Here is an 18,032-nt window from a genome sequence, read left to right as displayed (position 1 = left end):
GGTCTGCGGAGAGGCCGGGAGGATGGGTCTGCGGAGGCACCGGGAGGATGGGTCTGTGGCATGATGTTTTAACCGTATCCACCGCACAAAAACAATCCCTCAGTATGGAAAAGCATTTGCAGAACGAAGAAGCCCTGGCCAAGTTCAAAAAGCTGGTCGAGGAGATCCGCGTGTGTATGTTCATCACCAATGCCGACGACGCCGTGGACCACACCCGCCCGATGTCGGTGGTGTCTACAGACGAGGATGGCAAGCTCTGGTTCTTTACCGATATCCGCTCCATCAAGGTGGAGGAAGTAGCAAAGGCCCGCCAGGTGCACCTCACCTTCGCCCACCCCGGCAAGGAAAGCTACCTCGACCTCTGGGGTATGTCGCACGTGGTGACCGACCGCGCCCTCATCAAGGAAAAATGGAGCCCGATCGTCAAGGCCTGGTTCCCCGGCGGCGCCGACGATCCCAACGTGGCCCTGCTGCACGTGCATCCCGAGCGTTGCTATTACTGGGACAGTGAAAGCGGCAAGATGGTCCAGTTCCTCAAAATGGCCGTGGGCGCAGCAACCGGCAATTCCAGGATCGCCGACAGCGCGCAGGGCAACCTGAAGATTTAAGTAAGAAAGTCGGAAGTGGGAAGTGGGAAGACTGCTTCCGCCCTTGTTGGCAATTGATGCACAGGAACCCAACTACTTCCGACTTCCAACTTCCCACTTATAAACTTCATCAAGGTATTTCCCTTGTTTGGCAATGACTAGTCGTGTCGTGTTTCCTCCGGCACGACTTTTCGTTTTGTGTAGTCATGGATCCCGAAAAACAAGGTTTGGTGCCACAGCAGGAAACGGGTGGCCAGAGCGATACAGAAGCACGCCGCTCCTTCGGCGACAGCGACGAAGCGCAGGCTTTTTATGAAGTGGTGGCGAAGCGCCTGCGCAACGTCAACCGCTGGCAGCTGCTGGCGGGTGATGCCACGGCGCGCTTCCAGCTCACCGACGCCTCCGGCCTCGAGGTGGACCGCGCCGTGCAGCCTGGCGATCATTTCAAGATCGACATCCCGGGCCCCGGGCCCGCCACCGGCGCCGGCTTCGACTGGGTGCAGGTCGAAGCCGTGGAAGAAGGTGAGACGGAAGACTGCCCGTTCACGCTCATCCGTGTGCGCCCCGCCAGCAATCCCAACAACGACCACAACGACGTCGCCCACTTCTTTTCCGGCGACGCCACCTCCAACTTTCTCGTGCGCCGCGAAGGCAACGACGTCATCGCCGCCGTGCACGGCCGCAACGAAAGGCCCAATGCCGGTGCCGAAACGCTTTGGGACAAGGCCCGTAATGCCCTGATCGGCAGCAGCGCCATCGCCGGTGCCTCGAAACTGCAGTGGAAAGCGCTGGTGGATGGATTGATTTCAGATCTCTGATTCCTGATTTGTCGTTTAAAAAATCTGGAATCCAACAGCTGGCACCTGAAATTTCTCAGGAACTGCAGCTCAGCATCGAGCAGCCGGCGCGCGCATTCGCCCAATCGGGACGCTTTTCCATAAACTGATCGTGATTGCTGCTGTAGGGTTCCTGCAGTGCCGCTTCGAGTGCGCGGAACAGGGTATCGTCGCCCTTTTCCAGTCCTTCGATGGCCTGCACCAGCAGGTAGTTGCGCAGGATGAAGCGCGGGTTGGCGCGGCGCATCCGGCTTTGCAGGTCCGCGGATTCTTCCGTGGCGATGCGTTCCTTCCAATTGCGGAGAAATTCCAGCAGCAGGCTTTCGCCATCGTCGGTCGGCGCGCCGTAGAAGCACGGAGCGAAGTGGGCCAGCGCATCTTTTTCCGTGGGCGCCCATTCGGCAAGGAGCTGGAAAAAGATCGTGTAGTCGGGCTGGAGCGTGGCCAGCACGAGTTCGCATTGTTCCAACAGGGCCTGGTCGTCGGAAGTAATGGTGGCGAGACCGAGCTTGTCGCCCATCATGCGGAACCAGTATTTCCAGTAAATGCCGTCGTAGGTGTCGAGCACTGCCACAAGGCCGTCCTGGTTGTCGAACAGCGGCAGGAGGGCACCGGCGAGGCAGCCGAGGTTCCACTTGGCCACGGCGGGCTGCTTGCCGAAGGCATAGCGGCGACCCGGCAGGTCGGTGGTGTTCGGCGTGAAGTTCGGCTCGAAGGCATCCACGAATGAGTACGGACCATAGTCGATGGTAAGCCCGAGAATCGACATGTTGTCTGTATTCATAACGCCGTGCACGAAGCCCACGCGCTGCCATTCGGCCATGAGGAAAGCCGTACGCCGGACCACTTCGCCGAACCAATGCAGGATGCGTTCTTCCGATGCCGCCAGTTGCGGAAAGTGACGGTCGATCGTCCAGTCGACCAATTGTTGCAACGCTTCTTTTTCGCCCCGTGCCGCCGGCATTTCGTAAGAGCCGAAGCGGAGAAAGGAAGGCGCCACGCGGGCTACGATCGCACCCGGCTCGCGCGACGGGTGTCCGTCGTAAAACATATCGCGCAGCACCTTCTCACCGGTTCCGACGAGGCTGAGGGCGCGCGTGGTAGGGACGCCGAGGTAGTGCATGGCCTCGCTCATCAGGTATTCGCGCACCGAGGAGCGGAGTACGGCGCGGCCGTCGGCGCGGCGCGAATAGGCCGTGGGGCCGGCGCCCTTCAGCTGGAGTTCGCGCGTTTCGCCGTTGGGTGTTACGAGTTCCCCCAGGGTGATGGCGCGTCCGTCGCCGAGCTGGCCGGCCCAGTTGCCGAACTGGTGCCCGGCGTAGCAGGCCGCGTAGGGATGCATCCCTGGGGCGAGTCCGTTGCCTCCCAGTATTTCTACGGTTTTTGCATCGGGGCGGTCGAGACCGAGTTCTTCGGCCAGCGCATCCGACCAGGCGTGCAGCGCGGGCTTCGGCACGGCGGTGGGTTCCGCCTTTGCCCAGAATGTTCCAAGCGTCTGTCGGGGCCGGCGGTCGCCGCTGTCATCGCCCGGGAAGGCCGCCGTGAATTCGTTGCGGTAGCTGCTGTTGTGAAGTTGTGCCATGCGTTTGTGGTGCAGGGATTGTGCCGGGTAAAGTTACCGGCCGGCCAGGGGCCACGGCCGCTCAGGATTTTTTTTCGTCTTCATCCCGCATGATGCGGCCTACTTCACGGGCCTTTTCCTGCTCTTCGGGCGAAAGCAGTGTCCAGCGGAGGCGGATGAGCTCTTCCTTCAGCGCCCGCGCCCGCTCCAGCTGCGTCTTGTTCGCGGCCTGGAACGCCTTCCACTCTGTATCGGTAGGAAATGTTGCCTTTACGAGGTACTCGTACTGCTTCCACTCTTCCTGCAGCTCCGCCAGCCGCTTCCTCATTTCGTCAGGTGTCATGGCGTAAAGATAGGTTCAGGAGGTTAGATGGTTTCGTAGGTTCAGACGGTTCAGGAGGCTGGTACGGCCCGGTTACCAATCAACCGACGGACCAACCAATAAACAAAAGCCCCGCATCACTGCAGGGCTCCTGTTTATTTGTTAACGGGCTCACGATGAACTTTGTCAGCCTGAGCGCAGCCGAAGGCTTAAGGGAAAATGCCCAGCTCGGCGTAGGACGTACCTACCTTGTTGATCGCTACCACGAAAGCGGCCGTGCGCATGTCGGGGATCTGCGGGTTGGCCTTCCATACCTCCATGATCTCGCGGGTGGCGGTGATCATCGTTTCTTCGAGGCCGCTGTATACGAGGTCGGCTTCTTCGGGGCCGTGCATGATGAACTTACGCTCGGCATCGCTCACCTTCTTGCTGGTCAGCTCTTCGATCTGGCCGAGGATGTGGTGGTTCATGTTCTCGGTGAAGCGCTTCTCCATGCGGCCGTAGCGCACGTGGCTCAGGTTCTTCAGCCATTCGAAATACGATACCGTTACACCGCCGGCGTTGAGGTACATATCCGGAACCACAAGGGTGCCTTTGGTGATGAACACTTCGTCGGCCTCGGGGGTCAGGGGGCCATTGGCGCCTTCACCGATGATGCGGGCTTTTACGCGGAGGGCGTTGTCGCCGTTGATCACGTTCTCAAGCGCCGCGGGGATGAGGATGTCGCAGTCGTACTCGAGGGCGTCGGTGTTCTTGGCGAAGTTCTGCGCGCCGGGGAAGTTGAGGATGGAGCCGGACGATTTGCGGTGCTGGAAGACAGCATCCACATCCAGGCCGTTGTCGTTGTAGATGGAGCCTTCGTATTCGGCGAGGGCTACGATCTTGGCACCGGCTTCGTGGAAGAACTTGGCGGCGTGGTAGCCCACGTTGCCGAGGCCCTGCACGATGATGCGCTTGCCTTCGAGGCCGTTGGGGAGGCCGAGCTTCTCCATAACGTCGGTCATGGAGCACACCTCGCGGATGCCGTAGAAGATGCCGAGGCCGGTGGCTTCGGTGCGGCCGCGCACGCCACCCTGGGTGACGGGCTTACCGGTTACGCAGCCGGCGGCGTCGATCTCGCCGGGGCGCAGGCTCTGGTAGGTGTCTACGATCCAGGCCATTTCGCGCGGGCCGGTGCCGTAGTCGGGCGCCGGAACGTCGGTGCCGGGGCCGATGAAGTTCTTCTTCACCAGTTCGGCCGTATAGCGGCGTGTGATCTTCTCGAGCTCGTACACGCTGTATTTCTTGGGGGAGATCTTGATGCCACCCTTGCCGCCGCCGAACGGAACGTTCACGATGGCGCACTTGTAGGTCATGAGCGCGGCGAGGGCCATTACTTCATCCTGGTTCACCTCTGCGGCGAAGCGGATGCCACCCTTGGTGGGGGTCTTGTGCTGCGAGTGCTGCACGCGGTAGGCTTCGATCACCTCGATGCGGCCGTCGTCCATACGCACCGGGAAGCGCATCTGGTAAACGGAGTTACATTCTTTGATCTGTTCGAGGATACCCGGATCCCATTTGGTAAATTTGGCAGCCTTGTCGAAGCTTTTCACAACGCTCTCGAAGAAGCTGTATCCAGTTGTAGACATAAAGCGAATCGTTTATTAAAAGGTTAAATACCCGGTTTTATTAGTCCCGGTGCCTTTCCAACCGGCTGATCTTCCGGTCGAGGCGCACCAGGTAAAGGATGATTCCCGCAAAGATGGTCAGGATCACCGCAACTACGACATAAATTTTACCGTTGGAACGGAACGTGTCCGCCATTTCCGTCCGGTTGCCCTGGGCGGACGCCCACAGCTGGAGGAAGAGCAACGGCAGCGCAAAGAAAGCTTTTTTCATCAGTCGTTGATTAACGTTTTTTGTTGGAGCAGGCGCAGGCGGATCTTCAGCGTGGCGATCCACACGCCCAGGAGGGTCCAGCCCAGTACGGCCGGGTAAAATACCGCGCGCATATGGCTGCTGAGCGCTTTCGGATCGAGGGCCGGATTGTCGCTGCGGACGCCCGGCGCCACCTCACCACCCGGGTGCAGGCTCGGCAACAGGCGGGGGATGATCCAGATGGACGGAAACAGGAACGCGAACGCGAAAATGTTATATACCGCCGAGATGCGGGCTTTCTTGTCGATGTCGCTGATGGAATCGCGCAGCACCAGATAGGCGGCGTAGATCAGCAGCGCGATACCGGCGCCGACGAGCTTCGGCTCGCGGGCAATGGCCCCAAAGGAAGCTCCCGCAGGCTGGTTCGGGTCGGCCCAGGTGACCGAAGCCCAGATAAAACCCGTGAGGTAGCCGAGCACCCCGAAGAGCATCCCGATAACGGCGTACTGGCGCGACAGGATATCGTATTTGAGGTTGTTGGTGCGCAGGAAGCTGACGGCGTGCACTACCGAGATGATAAAGAGGATCATCATCGAAAACCACATGCCTACATGGTAATAGAGATTCCGGATCGTTTCGTGGAGAATGGGTGTGCGCGGCACGTCGAACCAGCGGATGTTGAAGACGTTGAGTCCGAATAAAACAGCGTAGGCCAGCAGCACCACGGAGAGTATTTTCCACCAAGCTTTACGCATACGAAACGGCCATTTAATGGCGCAAAAGTAAGTGAATAAACAAAGTATTTAAGTCCGAAGTGGGAAGTCGGAAGTGATTCCTGTATCCCTGCGCCGACTTCCGACTTCCGACTTTCCACTTATCCTCTTCCCCGTATCAGTCTTTCCAGAGAAAAGGAAACAGGATGGCCGCCAGCAGGATCACCAGTACGTCCATGGCAAAGAGCATCAGGATCGGTGCGGCGGGAAAGGTGCCGGACGCACTGAAGGCGGCCGCCGAGATCTGCATCAGCATGATCAGCTGCGGGATGATGATGGGGAAGCCGAGGATGGCCATGATGGCCGCGTTCTGCTGTGCCCTTGCGGCGATGGCCGCCAGGAAGGTGAACACCAGCGATAGACTGACCCCGCCCAGCAGCACCAACCCGAAGAAGGGGCCGGGACGCAGCACCGGGTGGTCGAGGAAGAGGGCGAACAGCCCGTAGCTGAGGGTGCTCATCAGCAGCATCAGGCCGGCGTTGAACAACAGCTTCGACAGCACAAAGGCCAGCGGGCTCACCAGCGTCTGGTAATACAGCATCCGCCCCGGCGCTTCCTGCAGGAAGCTTTTGGCTACCGCGTTGATACAGATAAAGAGCTGCACGATCCAGAATAATCCATTCCACACGCGGCTTTCCGGCGACTCCAGCGCCATGTACAGCACGAAGATCGTGGAGCCTATGTACAGCACCACCCCATAAAAGCTGTATTGCTGCCGGATCTCGAGCAGCAGGTCTTTCTTGAAAAGCGACAGTATCGCGGAGAAGGTTTTGATGGCGTTGACCGGTTTTGTGATGTTTTTGGAAGGTTGCGAAAATACGCCGGTCGGCGGCGTTCGTCAAAATCAGTAATTTGCATCACTTTAAAAATAAATATGAAACGAAACCAACTGCTGACCGTACTCTTCTTCCTGCTTTTGGGCGCCGCCGCACAGGCCCAATCTACAGTGCTGCTCGCCTTCAACCTGCAGGCCGGCAAAACCTACTCGTATGGCGCCAACTACGATATCAACCAGGAGATCCAGGGCCAGAAGATCCATATGCGCATCGAGGGACTCTACGACCTCTCGGTGACCGGCGTTGCCGGCGACAACCTGCGCGTTCGCTCCACGTACCGCCGCATGGCCATCTCGATGGAATTGCCCACGATGTCGATCTCCGGCGACTCCGACCACCCGCTGGATACCGCGGTATTTTCGGCCGACGCGATGATGGACCGGATGCTGCACGCCATCCTCGAGAAATCTTTTTACATGACCGTGAGCCGCGAGGGCGAGGTCGTAGCTGTTGACAGCGTGGAAGAAATGACCGCCGCCGTGTTCCGCGAAATGAACCTCCCCGCCGACCGCGAAGGCGCTGTGCGCGCGGGCTTCGAGCGTCAGTTCAACGCCACTTCGCTGAAGGAAAGCTTTTCGCAGGCCTTCAACCTGTACCCCAACAAAGTGGTGAAGGCAGGCGACAGCTGGAAGCGTTCCTTCCGCAGCCAGAACACCCCGATGTCGATCAACACCACCTATACCGTAAAGGCCATCAAGGGCGACCTCGTGATGGTGGATGTAGTGTCCGACCTGGAGCTCACGGGCGAAGTGTCTATGAAGGGCACGCAGAGCGGCAACATGGTGCTGGAAACCGCCACCGGCCTCACGCGCAGCGGCGAGCTGCGCCAGTCGTTCAACGGCGACATGATCATGAACACCGTGTGCACGTTTTCGGGCAAGCTGAAATAAACGCACCGTTACCTGATAAAAGAGGGCGCCCGAAAGGCGCCCTCTTTTATTTTACCCGGGTAGGAAATGCGTTAGTCGAGCTCGCCGTCGAGTGTATAGCAGCGCCGGCAGCGCGGCTCATACACGTCTTTTTCGCCGAGCATGATGCGGTCTTCGTTGGGGATCTTGCGATACGAATAGGAAGCGATGTTGCCGCACTTCATACAGATCGCGTGGAGCTTGGTGATGTAGTCGGCCTTGGCCAACAGGAAGGGCATCTGCCCGAAGGGCTTGCCGAGGAAGTCCATATCGAGACCGGCCACGATCACGCGGATGCCTTTGCGGGCCAGCGCGTCGCACACGTCGGGGAGGCCGTCGTCGAAGAACTGCGCCTCGTCGATGCCCACCACGTCACAGTCCTGCGCCATCAGGAGGATCTTGTTGGAATGATCCACGGGGGTGGAGTGGATGTAGTTTTCGTTGTGCGAGACGATGTTGACCTCGTCGTAGCGGGTGTCGATGGCGGGCTTGAAGATCTCGACCTTCAGGTTGGCGATCTTGGCCCGCTTCAGGCGCCGGATGAGTTCTTCGGTCTTACCGGAAAACATCGATCCGCAGACCACCTCGATCCATCCTCCGAATTCGCCTTTTATATGGGGTTCGATAAACATAAGGCAGCTTTATGCCGGTTAATTGCGCGTGCTTTGTACTTTTAGGCACGACGGCCCATCCTTCACAAAGCGCGGGGGACAGGGGCCGCCAAAACTAGGGTAAACAAATGGAACGTGTTCGTGATTTAATCCACAAGATCAGTGCGCAGGAAGCCGCCGGGGAAGGCCCCGCCGACCTGCTGTCTACCGTGCGGCAGCTCGCCGCCGAATTGGAGGCTTTGCTTCCTCGCCCGGTGTTTCCGCAAAGCAGCCGCGTGGCGGTGCTCATGCCCGCCGGGACGCATGCCCCGGTCCCTACTCAAAGGGAAGGGGCGTTGCGCCAGCCCATGGTCGAAACCCATTCTCCGACTTCTTCCCCCCTGCCTTCGCCGAAGGCTTCGGCCGGCGATGAACGGGTAGAAGCGCAGGACCATTTCTCCACACCGGAGCGCGAAGAACCGGCGCCCATTTCCGGGCCCGCTTTTGAACCTGCTCCACCTCCCGCACCCGCTGAACCGTCTGAACCTGTTCCGCCTTCTGAACCGGCAAAACCTTCAGAACCCTCAGAACCTTCCCAACCCTATTACCTGAGGCCACCCGCTTTCAACCCGATCGAGGAGGTGCCCACGCTGACGCAGCAAACGCCGCCCGGGCCAGGCCGCGAAGTATTCGAGCAGCATACACCGGGCGAATCGCTCAACGATCGCCTGCGGCGCGAGGAGCAGGAGCTGGGGCACAAGTTGGTGGATACGCCCATCCGCGACCTCCGCAAGGGCATCGGCATCAACGACCGCTACCTCTTCGTGTCGGAGCTTTTCCGCGGCGACGAGGCGATGTATGACCGCAGTATCAAAACGATCAATGCGTTTCACATCCTGCCGGAAGCCGAATACTGGATCAACCGCGAGCTGAAGCTGAAGTTGGGCTGGCCTGATACCACTACCGTGCGGCTCTTCGATCAGTTGGTGAGAAGGCGCTTTTCCTGAATCCAGGCAATGATGCGCGGCGTGGCACCGATGTTTTGCTGCACGTAGCGCGCCGCCGCTTCGGAGGCTTCCTGCCGCCTGGCACTGTGCGCCAGCAGGCCGTCGACGACCTCGGCCAACTCGTCGGACGTGCTTACGGAAAAGGCTGCGCGCGCGGCCACCAGCCCGCGCGCTTCGCGGAATTTGTGGTAGTTGGGCCCGAAAATAACGGGCTTGCCCCAGGCGGCCGCTTCCAGTGTGTTGTGGATGCCGCTCTTATTGAAGCCGCCGCCGATATAAGTGATCGAGCCGTAGCGGTACAGCCGCGAGAGCATCCCGAAATTATCAATGAGGAGTACGCGCAGCGCCGCTGCGCTGTCGTGCAGCTCGAGCTCGCTGTAGGCTACCGCCGCCGCGCCGAAGCGCGCGCGCAGGGCGTCGATATGGGCGATGTCGATCTCGTGGGGGGCGATGATGAGGCGGAGCCCGTTCTGCCAGGGAAGCTTCTCGATCAGGGCCTCGTCTTCCGGCCAGGTGGAGCCGGCCACCAGTATGGGCTCGTTGCCGTGCTGCGCAAAGGCTTCGATGAGCGGGAGCGGCGCCGGGGCCTGCGTAATGGTGGCCACGCGGTCGAAGCGGGTGTCGCCGGCTGCGCTGCAGTGGGTGACGCCGATGCCTTTCAGCAGCGTTACCGAAGCTTCGTCCTGCACAAACAGCCAGGTGAAGAAATGCAGCAGGCGCCGCTGCACGCCGCCGTACCATTTAAAAAAAGACTGTCCGGGGCGAAACAGCGCCGAAACGAGGAGGAGCGGGATGCCCCGCTCGTGCACCGCCTCCAGGTGGTGGTACCAGAAATCGTATTTGACGAACACGACCAGCGCGGGATCCACGATCGACACAAAGCGGCGGGCATGGGCGGCTGTGTCGAGCGGGAGGTAGGTAACGGCATCGGCTCCCTTGTATTTCACCCCCACCTCGTAGCCGGAAGGGGAGAAGAACGACACCAGGATGCGGTGTCCGGGCCAGGCGGCGCGGAGGGCCTCCAGCACCGGCTTTCCTTGCTCAAATTCACCGGCCGACGCGCAGTGCATCCAGATCCAGGGACCCGCGGCCCGCTTTTTTTGCAGTTCTTTTTCCCAACTGCGGCGGCCGGTGCGCCAGGCCTTCGCCTTTGGTACAAAAGGAGCGGCGAGGCGGAGCAACAGGCCGTAGAGCGTAATGAATAAATTATAAAAAAACACGATTTGACAATGGGTGGCTTACGCGACAAATGTAGCCGCTGCCGCCCTTCCGGCCCTGCTTTTTCCTATTTTTGCGCCACTTTTACCAAACCCCTTTACGTTATGCGCCCCATCCAGATGGTTGACCTGAAGCAGCAGTATGCCAAGATCAAATCCGAGATCGATGCAGCTGTGCTGGGCGTGCTGGAAAGCACCGCCTTCATCAACGGCCCCCAGGTTCAACGCTTCGCCGAGGCCCTTCAGTCCTACAACGGCTCGAAGCACGTGATCCCCTGCGCCAACGGCACCGACGCCCTGCAGATCGCCATGATGGCCCTCGGCCTCGAGCCCGGCGACGAAGTGATCACGCCCTCCTTCACCTATATCGCCACCACCGAGGTGATCGCGCTCCTGCGTCTCCGCCCCGTATTCGTGGATGTGGACCCCAAGACCTTCAATATCGACCCGGCAAAGATCGAAGCCGCCATCACGCCTAAAACAAAGGCCATCGTGCCGGTGCACCTCTATGGTCAGTCGGCCGACATGGAAGCCATCATGGCCATCGCCCGCAAGCATAACCTGTTCGTGATCGAAGACAATGCGCAGGCCATCGGCGGCGACTACCACTTCTCCGACGGCCGCACCGTGAAGACGGGCACAATCGGCAACGTAAGCGGCACCTCTTTTTTCCCTTCCAAGAACCTCGGTTGCTACGGCGACGGCGGCGCCATCATGACCAACGACGACGCCCTTGCCGGCCAGCTGCGCATGGTAGCCAACCACGGCCAGAGCAAACGCTACTACCACGACGTGGTGGGCTGCAACAGCCGCCTCGACACGATCCAGGCTGCTATCCTGGAGATCAAGCTGAAGCACCTCGACACCTATATCGACGCGCGCATCAAGGTGGCCGACACCTACGACGCGGCCTTCGCCAATAACCCGAAAATCACGACGCCCTTCCGCGCCGCCAACAACAAGCACGTGTTCCACCAGTACACGCTCATCCTCGACGGCGTGGACCGCAACGGTCTCGTGGAATACCTCGCCACGCAGGGCGTGCCGGCCATGATCTATTACCCCGTGCCGGCGCACCGCCAGCAGATGTTCTCCTCCTTCAACATCGGCGAGCTCGACCTGCCCGTGACCGACTGGCTCACCGAACGCGTTGTGTCGCTGCCCATCCACACCGAGATGGAAGAAGAGCAGCAGCAGCACATCATCACTTCCGTCCTTAACTATACAAATAAATAAACCAACATGAACATCGCGGTAATTGGAACCGGGTATGTAGGGCTCGTATCGGGCACCTGCTTTGCCGAAACGGGCAACACGGTCACCTGTGTGGACATCGATAAAGACAAAGTGAAGAAGCTCCAGGGCGGTAAGATCACCATCTACGAGCCCGGTCTCGAAAAGATCTTCCTGCGCAACCTCAAAGAGGAGCGCCTCACCTTCACCACCAACCTGGCCGAAGGCATCAAGGACGCGGAAGTGATCTTCCTTGCCCTGCCTACACCTCCCGGCGAAGACGGCTCCGCGGACTTGAAATACGTGCTCGGCGTCGCCAACGACATCGGCAAGCTGCTCACCGACTACAAGGTGATCGTGAACAAAAGCACGGTGCCGGTAGGCACGGCCAAAAAGGTTCGCGATGCCATCGCCGCCAATTACAAGGGTGAATTCGACGTCATCTCCAACCCCGAGTTCCTGCGTGAAGGCGTGGCCGTGGAAGACTTCATGAAGCCCGACCGCGTGGTGATCGGTACCACCTCCGAGCGGGCCCAGAAAGTAATGAGCGACCTGTACGCCCCTTACGTGCGCCAGGGCAACCCGGTGATCTACATGGACGAGCCTTCGGCCGAACTGACCAAGTATGCCGCCAACTCCTTCCTCGCCACCAAGATCACGTTCATGAACGAAGTGGCCCGCCTGTGCGAAAAGGTCGGCGCCGACGTGGACATGGTGCGCCGCGGCATCGGCACCGACGAGCGCATCGGCAAACGCTTCCTCTTTCCCGGTATCGGCTACGGCGGTTCCTGCTTCCCCAAAGACGTGCAGGCGCTCGTTCGCTCGGCACACGAAGTGGACTATGACTTCAAGATCCTGGAGTCGGTGATGCAGGTAAACGAAGAGCAGAAGCTGCACCTCCTTCCCAAGATCAAAAAATACTACGGCGACAGCCTGCTGGGCAAGCACTTCGCCCTCTGGGGATTGGCCTTCAAGCCCAACACCGACGACATCCGCGAGGCGCCGGCCCTGTACATCATCAAAGCCCTCATCGGCGAAGGCGCCACCGTGACCGTGTTCGATCCGGAAGCGATGGAAAACGTACGCCGGGTGATGGACTCCGTAATCAATTATGCCGAGGGCCAGTACGAGTGCCTGGAAGGCGCCGACGCCCTCATTATCGCTACCGAGTGGAACGAGTTCCGCACGCCCAACTTCGACAAGATCTCCGAGCTCCTGAAGGAAAGGGTCATCTTCGACGGCCGCAACCTCTTTGACCTTGCAGATATGGAAAAGAAGGGCTTCCATTATGAAAGCATTGGCCGTAAACCTATAACCGTATAACCATGGAGCAGAAACGTGTACTCATTACCGGCGCCGCCGGTTTTCTCGGCTCGCACCTCTGCGACCGCTTTATCAAGGAAGGTTACCAGGTGGTGGGGATGGACAATCTCATTACCGGCGACCTCAAGAATATCGAGCACCTGTTCCCGCTCGCACAGTTTGAATTCTACCACCACGACGTGACGAAATTCATCCACGTGCCGGGCCGCCTCGATTACATCCTGCACTTCGCGTCGCCAGCCTCGCCGATCGACTACCTGAAGATCCCGATCCAGACATTGAAAGTCGGCGCCATGGGCACCCACAATTGCCTCGGACTTGCCAAGGCGAAGGGCGCGCGCATGCTGGTGGCCTCCACCTCCGAAGTATACGGCGACCCGCTGGTGCACCCGCAGACCGAAGAATACTGGGGCAACGTGAACCCCGTGGGCCCGCGCGGCGTATACGACGAAGCGAAGCGCTACATGGAATCGATCACGATGGCGTACCATACCTTCCACGGCGTGGAAACGCGCATCGTGCGCATCTTCAATACCTACGGTCCGCGCATGCGCCTCAACGATGGCCGCGCCCTGCCGGCATTCATCGGCCAGGCCCTGCGTGGTGAAGACCTCACGGTGTTCGGCGACGGCTCGCAAACGCGCTCCTTCTGCTACGTCGATGACCTCGTGGAAGGCATCTACCGCCTCCTGCTGAGCGATTACGCCCAGCCCGTGAACGTAGGCAACCCCGACGAGATTTCGCTGAAGGACTTTGCCGAGGAAGTGCTCAAGCTGACCGGCAATGCCGTCAAAATCACCTACAAGCCGCTGCCGCAGGACGATCCGAAGCAACGCAAGCCCGATATTACCAAGGCGAAGGAACTGCTCGGCTGGGAGCCCAAAGTGCACCGCAGCGAAGGCCTCCGCATTACCTACGATTATTTCAAGAATCTCCCGAAAGAGGAGTGGAGCAAGCAACCCAAGGAATTTACGAAATCCCACTAAGCACAATACGACCATGTACCAGGAACTCTTAGATAAAAAGGCCAAGCTGGCCGTTGTCGGCCTTGGCTACGTAGGCCTCCCCATCGCGCTCGAATTCGCCCGCCGCATCTCCGTGATCGGCTTCGACATCAACGAAAAGCGCGTGGAGCTGATGCGCCAGGGCATCGACCCCAGCCAGGAGCTCGAAAAGGAAGCCTTCGACGGCACCGATATCTACTTCACCGCCTCCATCGACGAGCTGCGCGAAGCCAACTTCTTCGTGGTGGCCGTGCCGACGCCCGTAGACGAGCACAACGTGCCCGACCTGACGCCGGTGAAGAAAGCCTCCGAAACCATCGGCAAGGTGATCAAGAAAGGCGACTACGTGGTGTTCGAATCCACCGTGTACCCGGGCTGCACCGAAGAGGACTGCCTGCCCATCATCGAGAAGCTGTCGGGACTCAAAATGGGCGTCGACTTCAAGCTCGGTTACTCGCCCGAGCGCATCAACCCGGGCGACAAGAAGCACACGATCCGCACCGTTGTGAAAGTGGCCGCGGGCTGCGACGCCGAGTCGCTGGAAGAGATCGCACAGACCTACGAGCTGGTGGTGGACGCCGGTGTGCACCGCGCATCCTCCATCAAGGTGGCCGAAGCCGCCAAGATCATCGAGAACACGCAGCGCGACCTCAACATCGCCCTGATGAACGAGCTTTCCATCATCTTCGATAAGATGGGAATCAACACCTACGAGGTGCTTGAAGCCGCCGGCACGAAGTGGAACTTCCTGAAGTTCTCCCCGGGCCTCGTGGGCGGTCACTGCATCGGCGTGGATCCCTACTACCTCACCTACAAGGCTTCCGAGCTCGGTTACAACTCGCGCGTGATCCTCGCCGGCCGCTACATCAACGACAACATGGCGAACTACCTCGCCCGTAAAGTGGTGCAGCACATCATCAAGAATGTAAACGACGTGAAGAACGCCCGCGTGCTGGTGCTCGGCGCGACCTTCAAGGAAAATGTGAGCGACATCCGCAACTCGAAGGTGGCCGATGTGGTGACCGAGCTGCAGTCGTTCTTCCTCAACGTTGACGTGCACGATCCCTACGCCGATGACGCCGAGCTGCGCCACGAGTACGGCTTCGGACTGACGCCCGAGATCGGCAAGGACTACGACGCCGTGATCGTTACCGTCTGCCACGATACCTATGCCTCCTACGACGACGCCTTCTTTACGTCGATCACCAAGCCCAACGCAATGATCGCCGACATCAAAGGTGTCTTCCGCACTACAGTCAAGAACCGCCAATACTGGAGCTTCTAATTATGAATGTACAGACCACGCCCCTCCCTGGTCTTTTCCTCATTGAGCCCCGCGTCTTCGCAGACAGCCGGGGCTATTTCTATGAGTCGTATAACGAGGCCGCTTTCGCCGCCGCGGGGATTCACAACCGCTTTGTGCAGGACAACCAGTCGCAGTCGTCGTACGGCGTGATCCGCGGGCTGCATTTCCAGCTGCATCCCTACGCACAGGCCAAACTGATCCGCGCCCTCGAAGGCCGCATTCTCGACGTGGTGGTCGACATCCGCAAGGGCTCGCCCACCTACGGGCAGCACTACTCCGTGGAGCTGTCGGCCGACAACAAGAAGCAGCTGTTCATCCCGGCGGGCTTCGCCCACGGGTTCTCGGTGCTGTCGCCCACGGCCACCATCCTGTACAAGTGCGATCACCTGTACCACAAGGAAAGCGAAGGTGGTGTGCGCTACGACGACCCGGCCTTCGGCATCGACTGGGGCATCGACATGGACAAGGCCATTACTTCCGACCGCGATCGCTCGCTGCCACTGCTGCGCGACGTATCGCACAACTTTACGTTCGACCGATGAAGATACTCGTCACCGGCGCCGGCGGGCAGCTGGCCTCCGAGCTCGAAGTGCTGGCTGCGGCACGCCCCACCGACCAGTTTGTGTTCCGCTCCGTAACCGACCTCGACATCACCGATGCCGAAGCCGTGTGGAAGGCCATTGCGGATGAAGAGCCCGACTACTGCATCAATGCCGCCGCTTATACGGCCGTCGACAAGGCCGAGACCGAGCCCGAGCCGGCCTTCCGCGTCAATGCCGAAGGCACGCGCTTTCTCGCCGCGGCCTGCGCCGCCAAGGGCGCACGCTTTCTCCACGTATCTACCGATTACGTGTTCGCCGGCGACGGCGAGCGGCCCTACCGCGAAGACGATCCTACGGGCCCCCAGGGTGTGTACGGCGCATCGAAACGGAAAGGAGAGGAGCTCGCCTTCGAGGTGGCGCCCGACAGCATCGTAGTGCGTACCGCCTGGGTGTATTCTTCTTTCGGCCACAACTTCGTGAAGACGATGCTGCGCCTCATGCGCGAGCGCGAAAGCCTCTCGGTGGTAAACGACCAGCAGGGATGTCCGACCTATGCTGCCGACCTCGCCGGGGCCCTGCTGCAGATCATCGACTCGGGCAAGTGGGTGCCGGGTATCTACCATTTCAGCAACGCAGGACCCACCACCTGGTTCCGCTTCGCGGAAGCGATCCGCGACCGCGCGGGCCTCACCTGCGCCCTGCAGCCGATCACTACCGACCAGTACCCGACGCCGGCCCGCAGGCCTGCCTATTCGGTGCTCGATACGGCCAAGATCCGCGACACCTGGGGCCTCAGCATCCGTAGCTGGGAAGAGTGCCTCGATGAATGCCTTGCGCTGCTGTCCGCACAATCCTGATCCTTACCAGGAGGTACGCAGCTGCACTTCATCCACCGGCTGGCTGTCGTATTTGTGCGATAGCTGGAGGAAGCGCTGCACGTCCAGCTCCGGTTCGTTGAGCAGCGTAAACAATCCCTTGAAATAGCCTTCCCTTTTTTCCGACGGGTTGAAGATCAGCGTGAGCACGAGCGGCTCGTCGCTGCCGTTGGAGAAAGCGTGCGGCGTGAAGCGCGGCACATACACGACGGCGCCTTCGGGCAGCTCGCGCTGTTCGGTGCCCAGTTGCACGGTAAGCAGTCCTTTGCGCACGAGGAACACTTCGTCCATATAGCGGTGGTAATGCAGCCGCGCACCGGTGGTATGCGGCGGCACCACGATCTCGTAAATGCCCATCTGTCCGCCGGATAGGGCGCTCGTAACCTGGAAGGTGCAAGAGCCTTCGCCGGCCGTAAGGCGCTCGCCTTCGCCGGGAAGAATGATGGTCGCTGCATTCTCCAGGCGGTCGGTAAATACGTTTTCGGTGCTGCTGTTTGTCATAACTGGTGATTTTGTGCCGGCAAAACTAGAAGCGCTCTTTCGCGAAAACATGTACCTATGTTGAGACCCGAAAAAATTACAGCGTGGCCCGGATGCGGCTCAGCTGCGTGGGCGTGACGCCGAGGTAGGAAGCGATCTCGTGTTGCCGGAGGCGCGGCTCCAGCGTTGGGAACTGCCGGCAGAAGTCCAGGTAGCGGCTGCGGGCCGTCTCGTGGCGCAGCGCGATCTCCTGCGGTTCTTTTTCGATCACCCAATGCACTTCGAGGTAGCGGATGTAAATGGCAGCGATATCGGGGTGATTGCGGGTGAGGGCGCGAAATGTGTCGAAGTCGTATTCCAGCACCACCGAATCTTCCAGGGCCTTAATGGAGAAATCGCTGGGCGCTCCTGAAAGCAGCGATACGAAGGAGGTACAGAAATATCCTTCCGGGAAAAAGCGCTTGATGATTACCGCTCCATCGTCGGTGGTGAAGTTCTGCGAAAACAGTCCCTTGCACACAAAGGCCACCGTGCGCGCGCGGCCGCCGGCGCGGATGAAATAGTCGTTGAGGGGGTAGGTTTTGAGGCGCAGGCATCCTTCCATCGCCGCCCGGCTTTCGTCCGTGAGCGGTCCGTAAGATTGAAGTCGGTCCAGGAAAAATGAGCGCTCGTCCATTTTTCGAAAATAGCGTAATCGGTCAAGGTGGCACAATGAGCGTCTTCCTGCAAAAGAAACTACCGCGTTCGGCTCAACAAATAAAAACGCCTCCCGAAG

At 59.7% G+C, this 18,032-nt stretch carries 20 protein-coding genes; 10 read left to right on the top strand and 10 right to left on the bottom strand.

Going from position 1 to position 18,032, the window contains the following annotated elements:
* Nucleotides 1-104: 104 nt before the first annotated feature.
* Nucleotides 105-608, top strand: coding sequence for a pyridoxamine 5'-phosphate oxidase family protein (locus E0486_RS07525; RefSeq protein ID WP_165917236.1), 504 nt, complete (start codon nucleotides 105-107; stop codon nucleotides 606-608).
* Between the two features lie 209 nt (nucleotides 609-817).
* Nucleotides 818-1,405, top strand: a complete 588-nt coding sequence (locus E0486_RS07520) for a hypothetical protein (RefSeq protein ID WP_131851540.1) — start codon at nucleotides 818-820, stop codon at nucleotides 1,403-1,405.
* 55 nt (nucleotides 1,406-1,460) lie between these two features.
* On the opposite strand, the gene E0486_RS07515 is transcribed toward E0486_RS07520, so the two are convergent.
* The 6 genes from E0486_RS07515 to E0486_RS07490 form a co-directional block, all read right to left on the bottom strand.
* Nucleotides 1,461-3,005 (bottom strand): protein adenylyltransferase SelO, encoded by a 1,545-nt coding sequence (locus E0486_RS07515; protein WP_131851539.1) that lies wholly within the window; start codon nucleotides 3,003-3,005, stop codon nucleotides 1,461-1,463.
* A gap of 61 nt (nucleotides 3,006-3,066) precedes the next feature.
* Nucleotides 3,067-3,327 carry a hypothetical protein gene (locus tag E0486_RS07510; protein WP_131851538.1) on the bottom strand — a complete coding sequence of 87 codons (261 nt, stop codon included), beginning with the start codon at nucleotides 3,325-3,327 and terminating at the stop codon, nucleotides 3,067-3,069.
* Nucleotides 3,328-3,515: 188 nt separating this feature from the next.
* A complete protein-coding gene (locus E0486_RS07505; RefSeq protein ID WP_131851537.1) occupies nucleotides 3,516-4,934 on the bottom strand; it encodes a Glu/Leu/Phe/Val family dehydrogenase in 1,419 nt (472 codons plus the stop codon).
* 40 nt (nucleotides 4,935-4,974) lie between these two features.
* Nucleotides 4,975-5,184, bottom strand: coding sequence for a CcmD family protein (locus tag E0486_RS07500; RefSeq protein WP_131851536.1), 210 nt, complete (start codon nucleotides 5,182-5,184; stop codon nucleotides 4,975-4,977).
* Entirely contained in the window at nucleotides 5,184-5,918 is a 735-nt protein-coding gene (gene ccsA / locus E0486_RS07495; protein WP_131851535.1) for a cytochrome c biogenesis protein CcsA, read from the bottom strand. Before ccsA ends, E0486_RS07500 begins: the two co-directional genes overlap by 1 nt.
* Before the next feature lie 136 nt (nucleotides 5,919-6,054).
* Entirely contained in the window at nucleotides 6,055-6,690 is a 636-nt protein-coding gene (locus tag E0486_RS07490; RefSeq protein ID WP_262709625.1) for a heme exporter protein CcmB, read from the bottom strand.
* 120 nt (nucleotides 6,691-6,810) lie between these two features.
* Between E0486_RS07490 and E0486_RS07485 the strand changes: the two genes are divergently transcribed.
* Entirely contained in the window at nucleotides 6,811-7,662 is an 852-nt protein-coding gene (locus tag E0486_RS07485; protein ID WP_131851533.1) for a DUF6263 family protein, read from the top strand.
* 71 nt (nucleotides 7,663-7,733) lie between these two features.
* Here E0486_RS07485 and E0486_RS07480 read toward each other — a convergent pair whose 3' ends face one another.
* The gene (locus E0486_RS07480) at nucleotides 7,734-8,312 is read right to left on the bottom strand and encodes a thymidine kinase (RefSeq protein WP_131851532.1); all 579 of its coding nucleotides are present in this window, start codon (nucleotides 8,310-8,312) and stop codon (nucleotides 7,734-7,736) included.
* A gap of 107 nt (nucleotides 8,313-8,419) precedes the next feature.
* Here E0486_RS07480 and E0486_RS07475 point away from each other — a divergent pair, with 107 nt between their 5' ends.
* Nucleotides 8,420-9,277 carry a hypothetical protein gene (locus tag E0486_RS07475; RefSeq protein WP_131851531.1) on the top strand — a complete coding sequence of 286 codons (858 nt, stop codon included), beginning with the start codon at nucleotides 8,420-8,422 and terminating at the stop codon, nucleotides 9,275-9,277.
* On the opposite strand, the gene E0486_RS07470 is transcribed toward E0486_RS07475, so the two are convergent.
* Nucleotides 9,250-10,497, bottom strand: a complete 1,248-nt coding sequence (locus E0486_RS07470; protein ID WP_243697399.1) for a 3-deoxy-D-manno-octulosonic acid transferase — start codon at nucleotides 10,495-10,497, stop codon at nucleotides 9,250-9,252. The genes E0486_RS07475 and E0486_RS07470 overlap by 28 nt on opposite strands.
* 102 nt (nucleotides 10,498-10,599) lie before the next feature.
* Between E0486_RS07470 and E0486_RS07465 the strand changes: the two genes are divergently transcribed.
* The 6 genes from E0486_RS07465 to rfbD are packed head-to-tail and all read left to right on the top strand — an operon-like array spanning nucleotide 10,600 to nucleotide 16,759.
* Complete coding sequence (locus E0486_RS07465) at nucleotides 10,600-11,730, top strand: DegT/DnrJ/EryC1/StrS family aminotransferase (RefSeq protein WP_131851529.1); 1,131 nt, start codon at nucleotides 10,600-10,602, stop codon at nucleotides 11,728-11,730.
* Between the two features lie 6 nt (nucleotides 11,731-11,736).
* Nucleotides 11,737-13,050: a UDP-glucose dehydrogenase family protein gene (locus E0486_RS07460; protein WP_131851528.1), complete on the top strand. Its 1,314-nt coding sequence runs from the start codon at nucleotides 11,737-11,739 to the stop codon at nucleotides 13,048-13,050.
* 2 nt (nucleotides 13,051-13,052) lie between these two features.
* Nucleotides 13,053-14,036, top strand: a complete 984-nt coding sequence (locus E0486_RS07455; RefSeq protein ID WP_131851527.1) for a UDP-glucuronic acid decarboxylase family protein — start codon at nucleotides 13,053-13,055, stop codon at nucleotides 14,034-14,036.
* Nucleotides 14,037-14,049: 13 nt separating this feature from the next.
* Nucleotides 14,050-15,339: a nucleotide sugar dehydrogenase gene (locus E0486_RS07450; RefSeq protein ID WP_131851526.1), complete on the top strand. Its 1,290-nt coding sequence runs from the start codon at nucleotides 14,050-14,052 to the stop codon at nucleotides 15,337-15,339.
* A 2-nt stretch (nucleotides 15,340-15,341) separates the two neighbouring features.
* Nucleotides 15,342-15,902, top strand: coding sequence for a dTDP-4-dehydrorhamnose 3,5-epimerase (gene rfbC / locus E0486_RS07445; RefSeq protein WP_131851525.1), 561 nt, complete (start codon nucleotides 15,342-15,344; stop codon nucleotides 15,900-15,902).
* Complete coding sequence (rfbD, locus tag E0486_RS07440; protein ID WP_131851524.1) at nucleotides 15,899-16,759, top strand: dTDP-4-dehydrorhamnose reductase; 861 nt, start codon at nucleotides 15,899-15,901, stop codon at nucleotides 16,757-16,759. Before rfbC ends, rfbD begins: the two co-directional genes overlap by 4 nt.
* Before the next feature lie 3 nt (nucleotides 16,760-16,762).
* Here the strand turns inward: rfbD and E0486_RS07435 are convergent, their stop codons facing one another.
* Together E0486_RS07435 and E0486_RS07430 are read right to left on the bottom strand one after the other, a co-directional pair.
* Entirely contained in the window at nucleotides 16,763-17,278 is a 516-nt protein-coding gene (locus tag E0486_RS07435) for a cupin domain-containing protein (RefSeq protein ID WP_131851523.1), read from the bottom strand.
* Between the two features lie 76 nt (nucleotides 17,279-17,354).
* Entirely contained in the window at nucleotides 17,355-17,933 is a 579-nt protein-coding gene (locus tag E0486_RS07430) for a Crp/Fnr family transcriptional regulator (RefSeq protein WP_131851522.1), read from the bottom strand.
* Nucleotides 17,934-18,032: the final 99 nt, after the last annotated feature.

This window comes from Flaviaesturariibacter aridisoli (assembly GCF_004343705.1).
In the GTDB taxonomy this organism is placed as follows: Bacteria; Bacteroidota; Bacteroidia; order Chitinophagales; family Chitinophagaceae; genus Flavisolibacter; species Flavisolibacter aridisoli.
The sequence above is the reverse complement of the archived record's forward strand: the minus strand, read 5'-3'. Positions and strand labels throughout refer to the sequence as shown.

Excerpts from the sequence above, each read along its gene's own strand:
- rfbD (WP_131851524.1), top strand. The coding sequence starts at position 15,899 with ATGAAGATACTCGTCACCGGCGCCGGCGGGCAGCTGGCCTCCGAGCTC.
- E0486_RS07485 (WP_131851533.1), top strand. The coding sequence starts at position 6,811 with ATGAAACGAAACCAACTGCTGACCGTACTCTTCTTCCTGCTTTTGGGC.
- E0486_RS07465 (WP_131851529.1), top strand. The coding sequence starts at position 10,600 with ATGCGCCCCATCCAGATGGTTGACCTGAAGCAGCAGTATGCCAAGATC.
- E0486_RS07430 (WP_131851522.1), bottom strand. The coding sequence starts at position 17,933 with ATGGACGAGCGCTCATTTTTCCTGGACCGACTTCAATCTTACGGACCG.
- E0486_RS07505 (WP_131851537.1), bottom strand. The coding sequence starts at position 4,934 with ATGTCTACAACTGGATACAGCTTCTTCGAGAGCGTTGTGAAAAGCTTC.
- E0486_RS07480 (WP_131851532.1), bottom strand. The coding sequence starts at position 8,312 with ATGTTTATCGAACCCCATATAAAAGGCGAATTCGGAGGATGGATCGAG.
- E0486_RS07450 (WP_131851526.1), top strand. The coding sequence starts at position 14,050 with ATGTACCAGGAACTCTTAGATAAAAAGGCCAAGCTGGCCGTTGTCGGC.
- E0486_RS07455 (WP_131851527.1), top strand. The coding sequence starts at position 13,053 with ATGGAGCAGAAACGTGTACTCATTACCGGCGCCGCCGGTTTTCTCGGC.
- ccsA (WP_131851535.1), bottom strand. The coding sequence starts at position 5,918 with ATGCGTAAAGCTTGGTGGAAAATACTCTCCGTGGTGCTGCTGGCCTAC.
- E0486_RS07515 (WP_131851539.1), bottom strand. The coding sequence starts at position 3,005 with ATGGCACAACTTCACAACAGCAGCTACCGCAACGAATTCACGGCGGCC.
- E0486_RS07510 (WP_131851538.1), bottom strand. The coding sequence starts at position 3,327 with ATGACACCTGACGAAATGAGGAAGCGGCTGGCGGAGCTGCAGGAAGAG.
- rfbC (WP_131851525.1), top strand. The coding sequence starts at position 15,342 with ATGAATGTACAGACCACGCCCCTCCCTGGTCTTTTCCTCATTGAGCCC.
- E0486_RS07460 (WP_131851528.1), top strand. The coding sequence starts at position 11,737 with ATGAACATCGCGGTAATTGGAACCGGGTATGTAGGGCTCGTATCGGGC.
- E0486_RS07475 (WP_131851531.1), top strand. The coding sequence starts at position 8,420 with ATGGAACGTGTTCGTGATTTAATCCACAAGATCAGTGCGCAGGAAGCC.
- E0486_RS07525 (WP_165917236.1), top strand. The coding sequence starts at position 105 with ATGGAAAAGCATTTGCAGAACGAAGAAGCCCTGGCCAAGTTCAAAAAG.
- E0486_RS07500 (WP_131851536.1), bottom strand. The coding sequence starts at position 5,184 with ATGAAAAAAGCTTTCTTTGCGCTGCCGTTGCTCTTCCTCCAGCTGTGG.
- E0486_RS07435 (WP_131851523.1), bottom strand. The coding sequence starts at position 17,278 with ATGACAAACAGCAGCACCGAAAACGTATTTACCGACCGCCTGGAGAAT.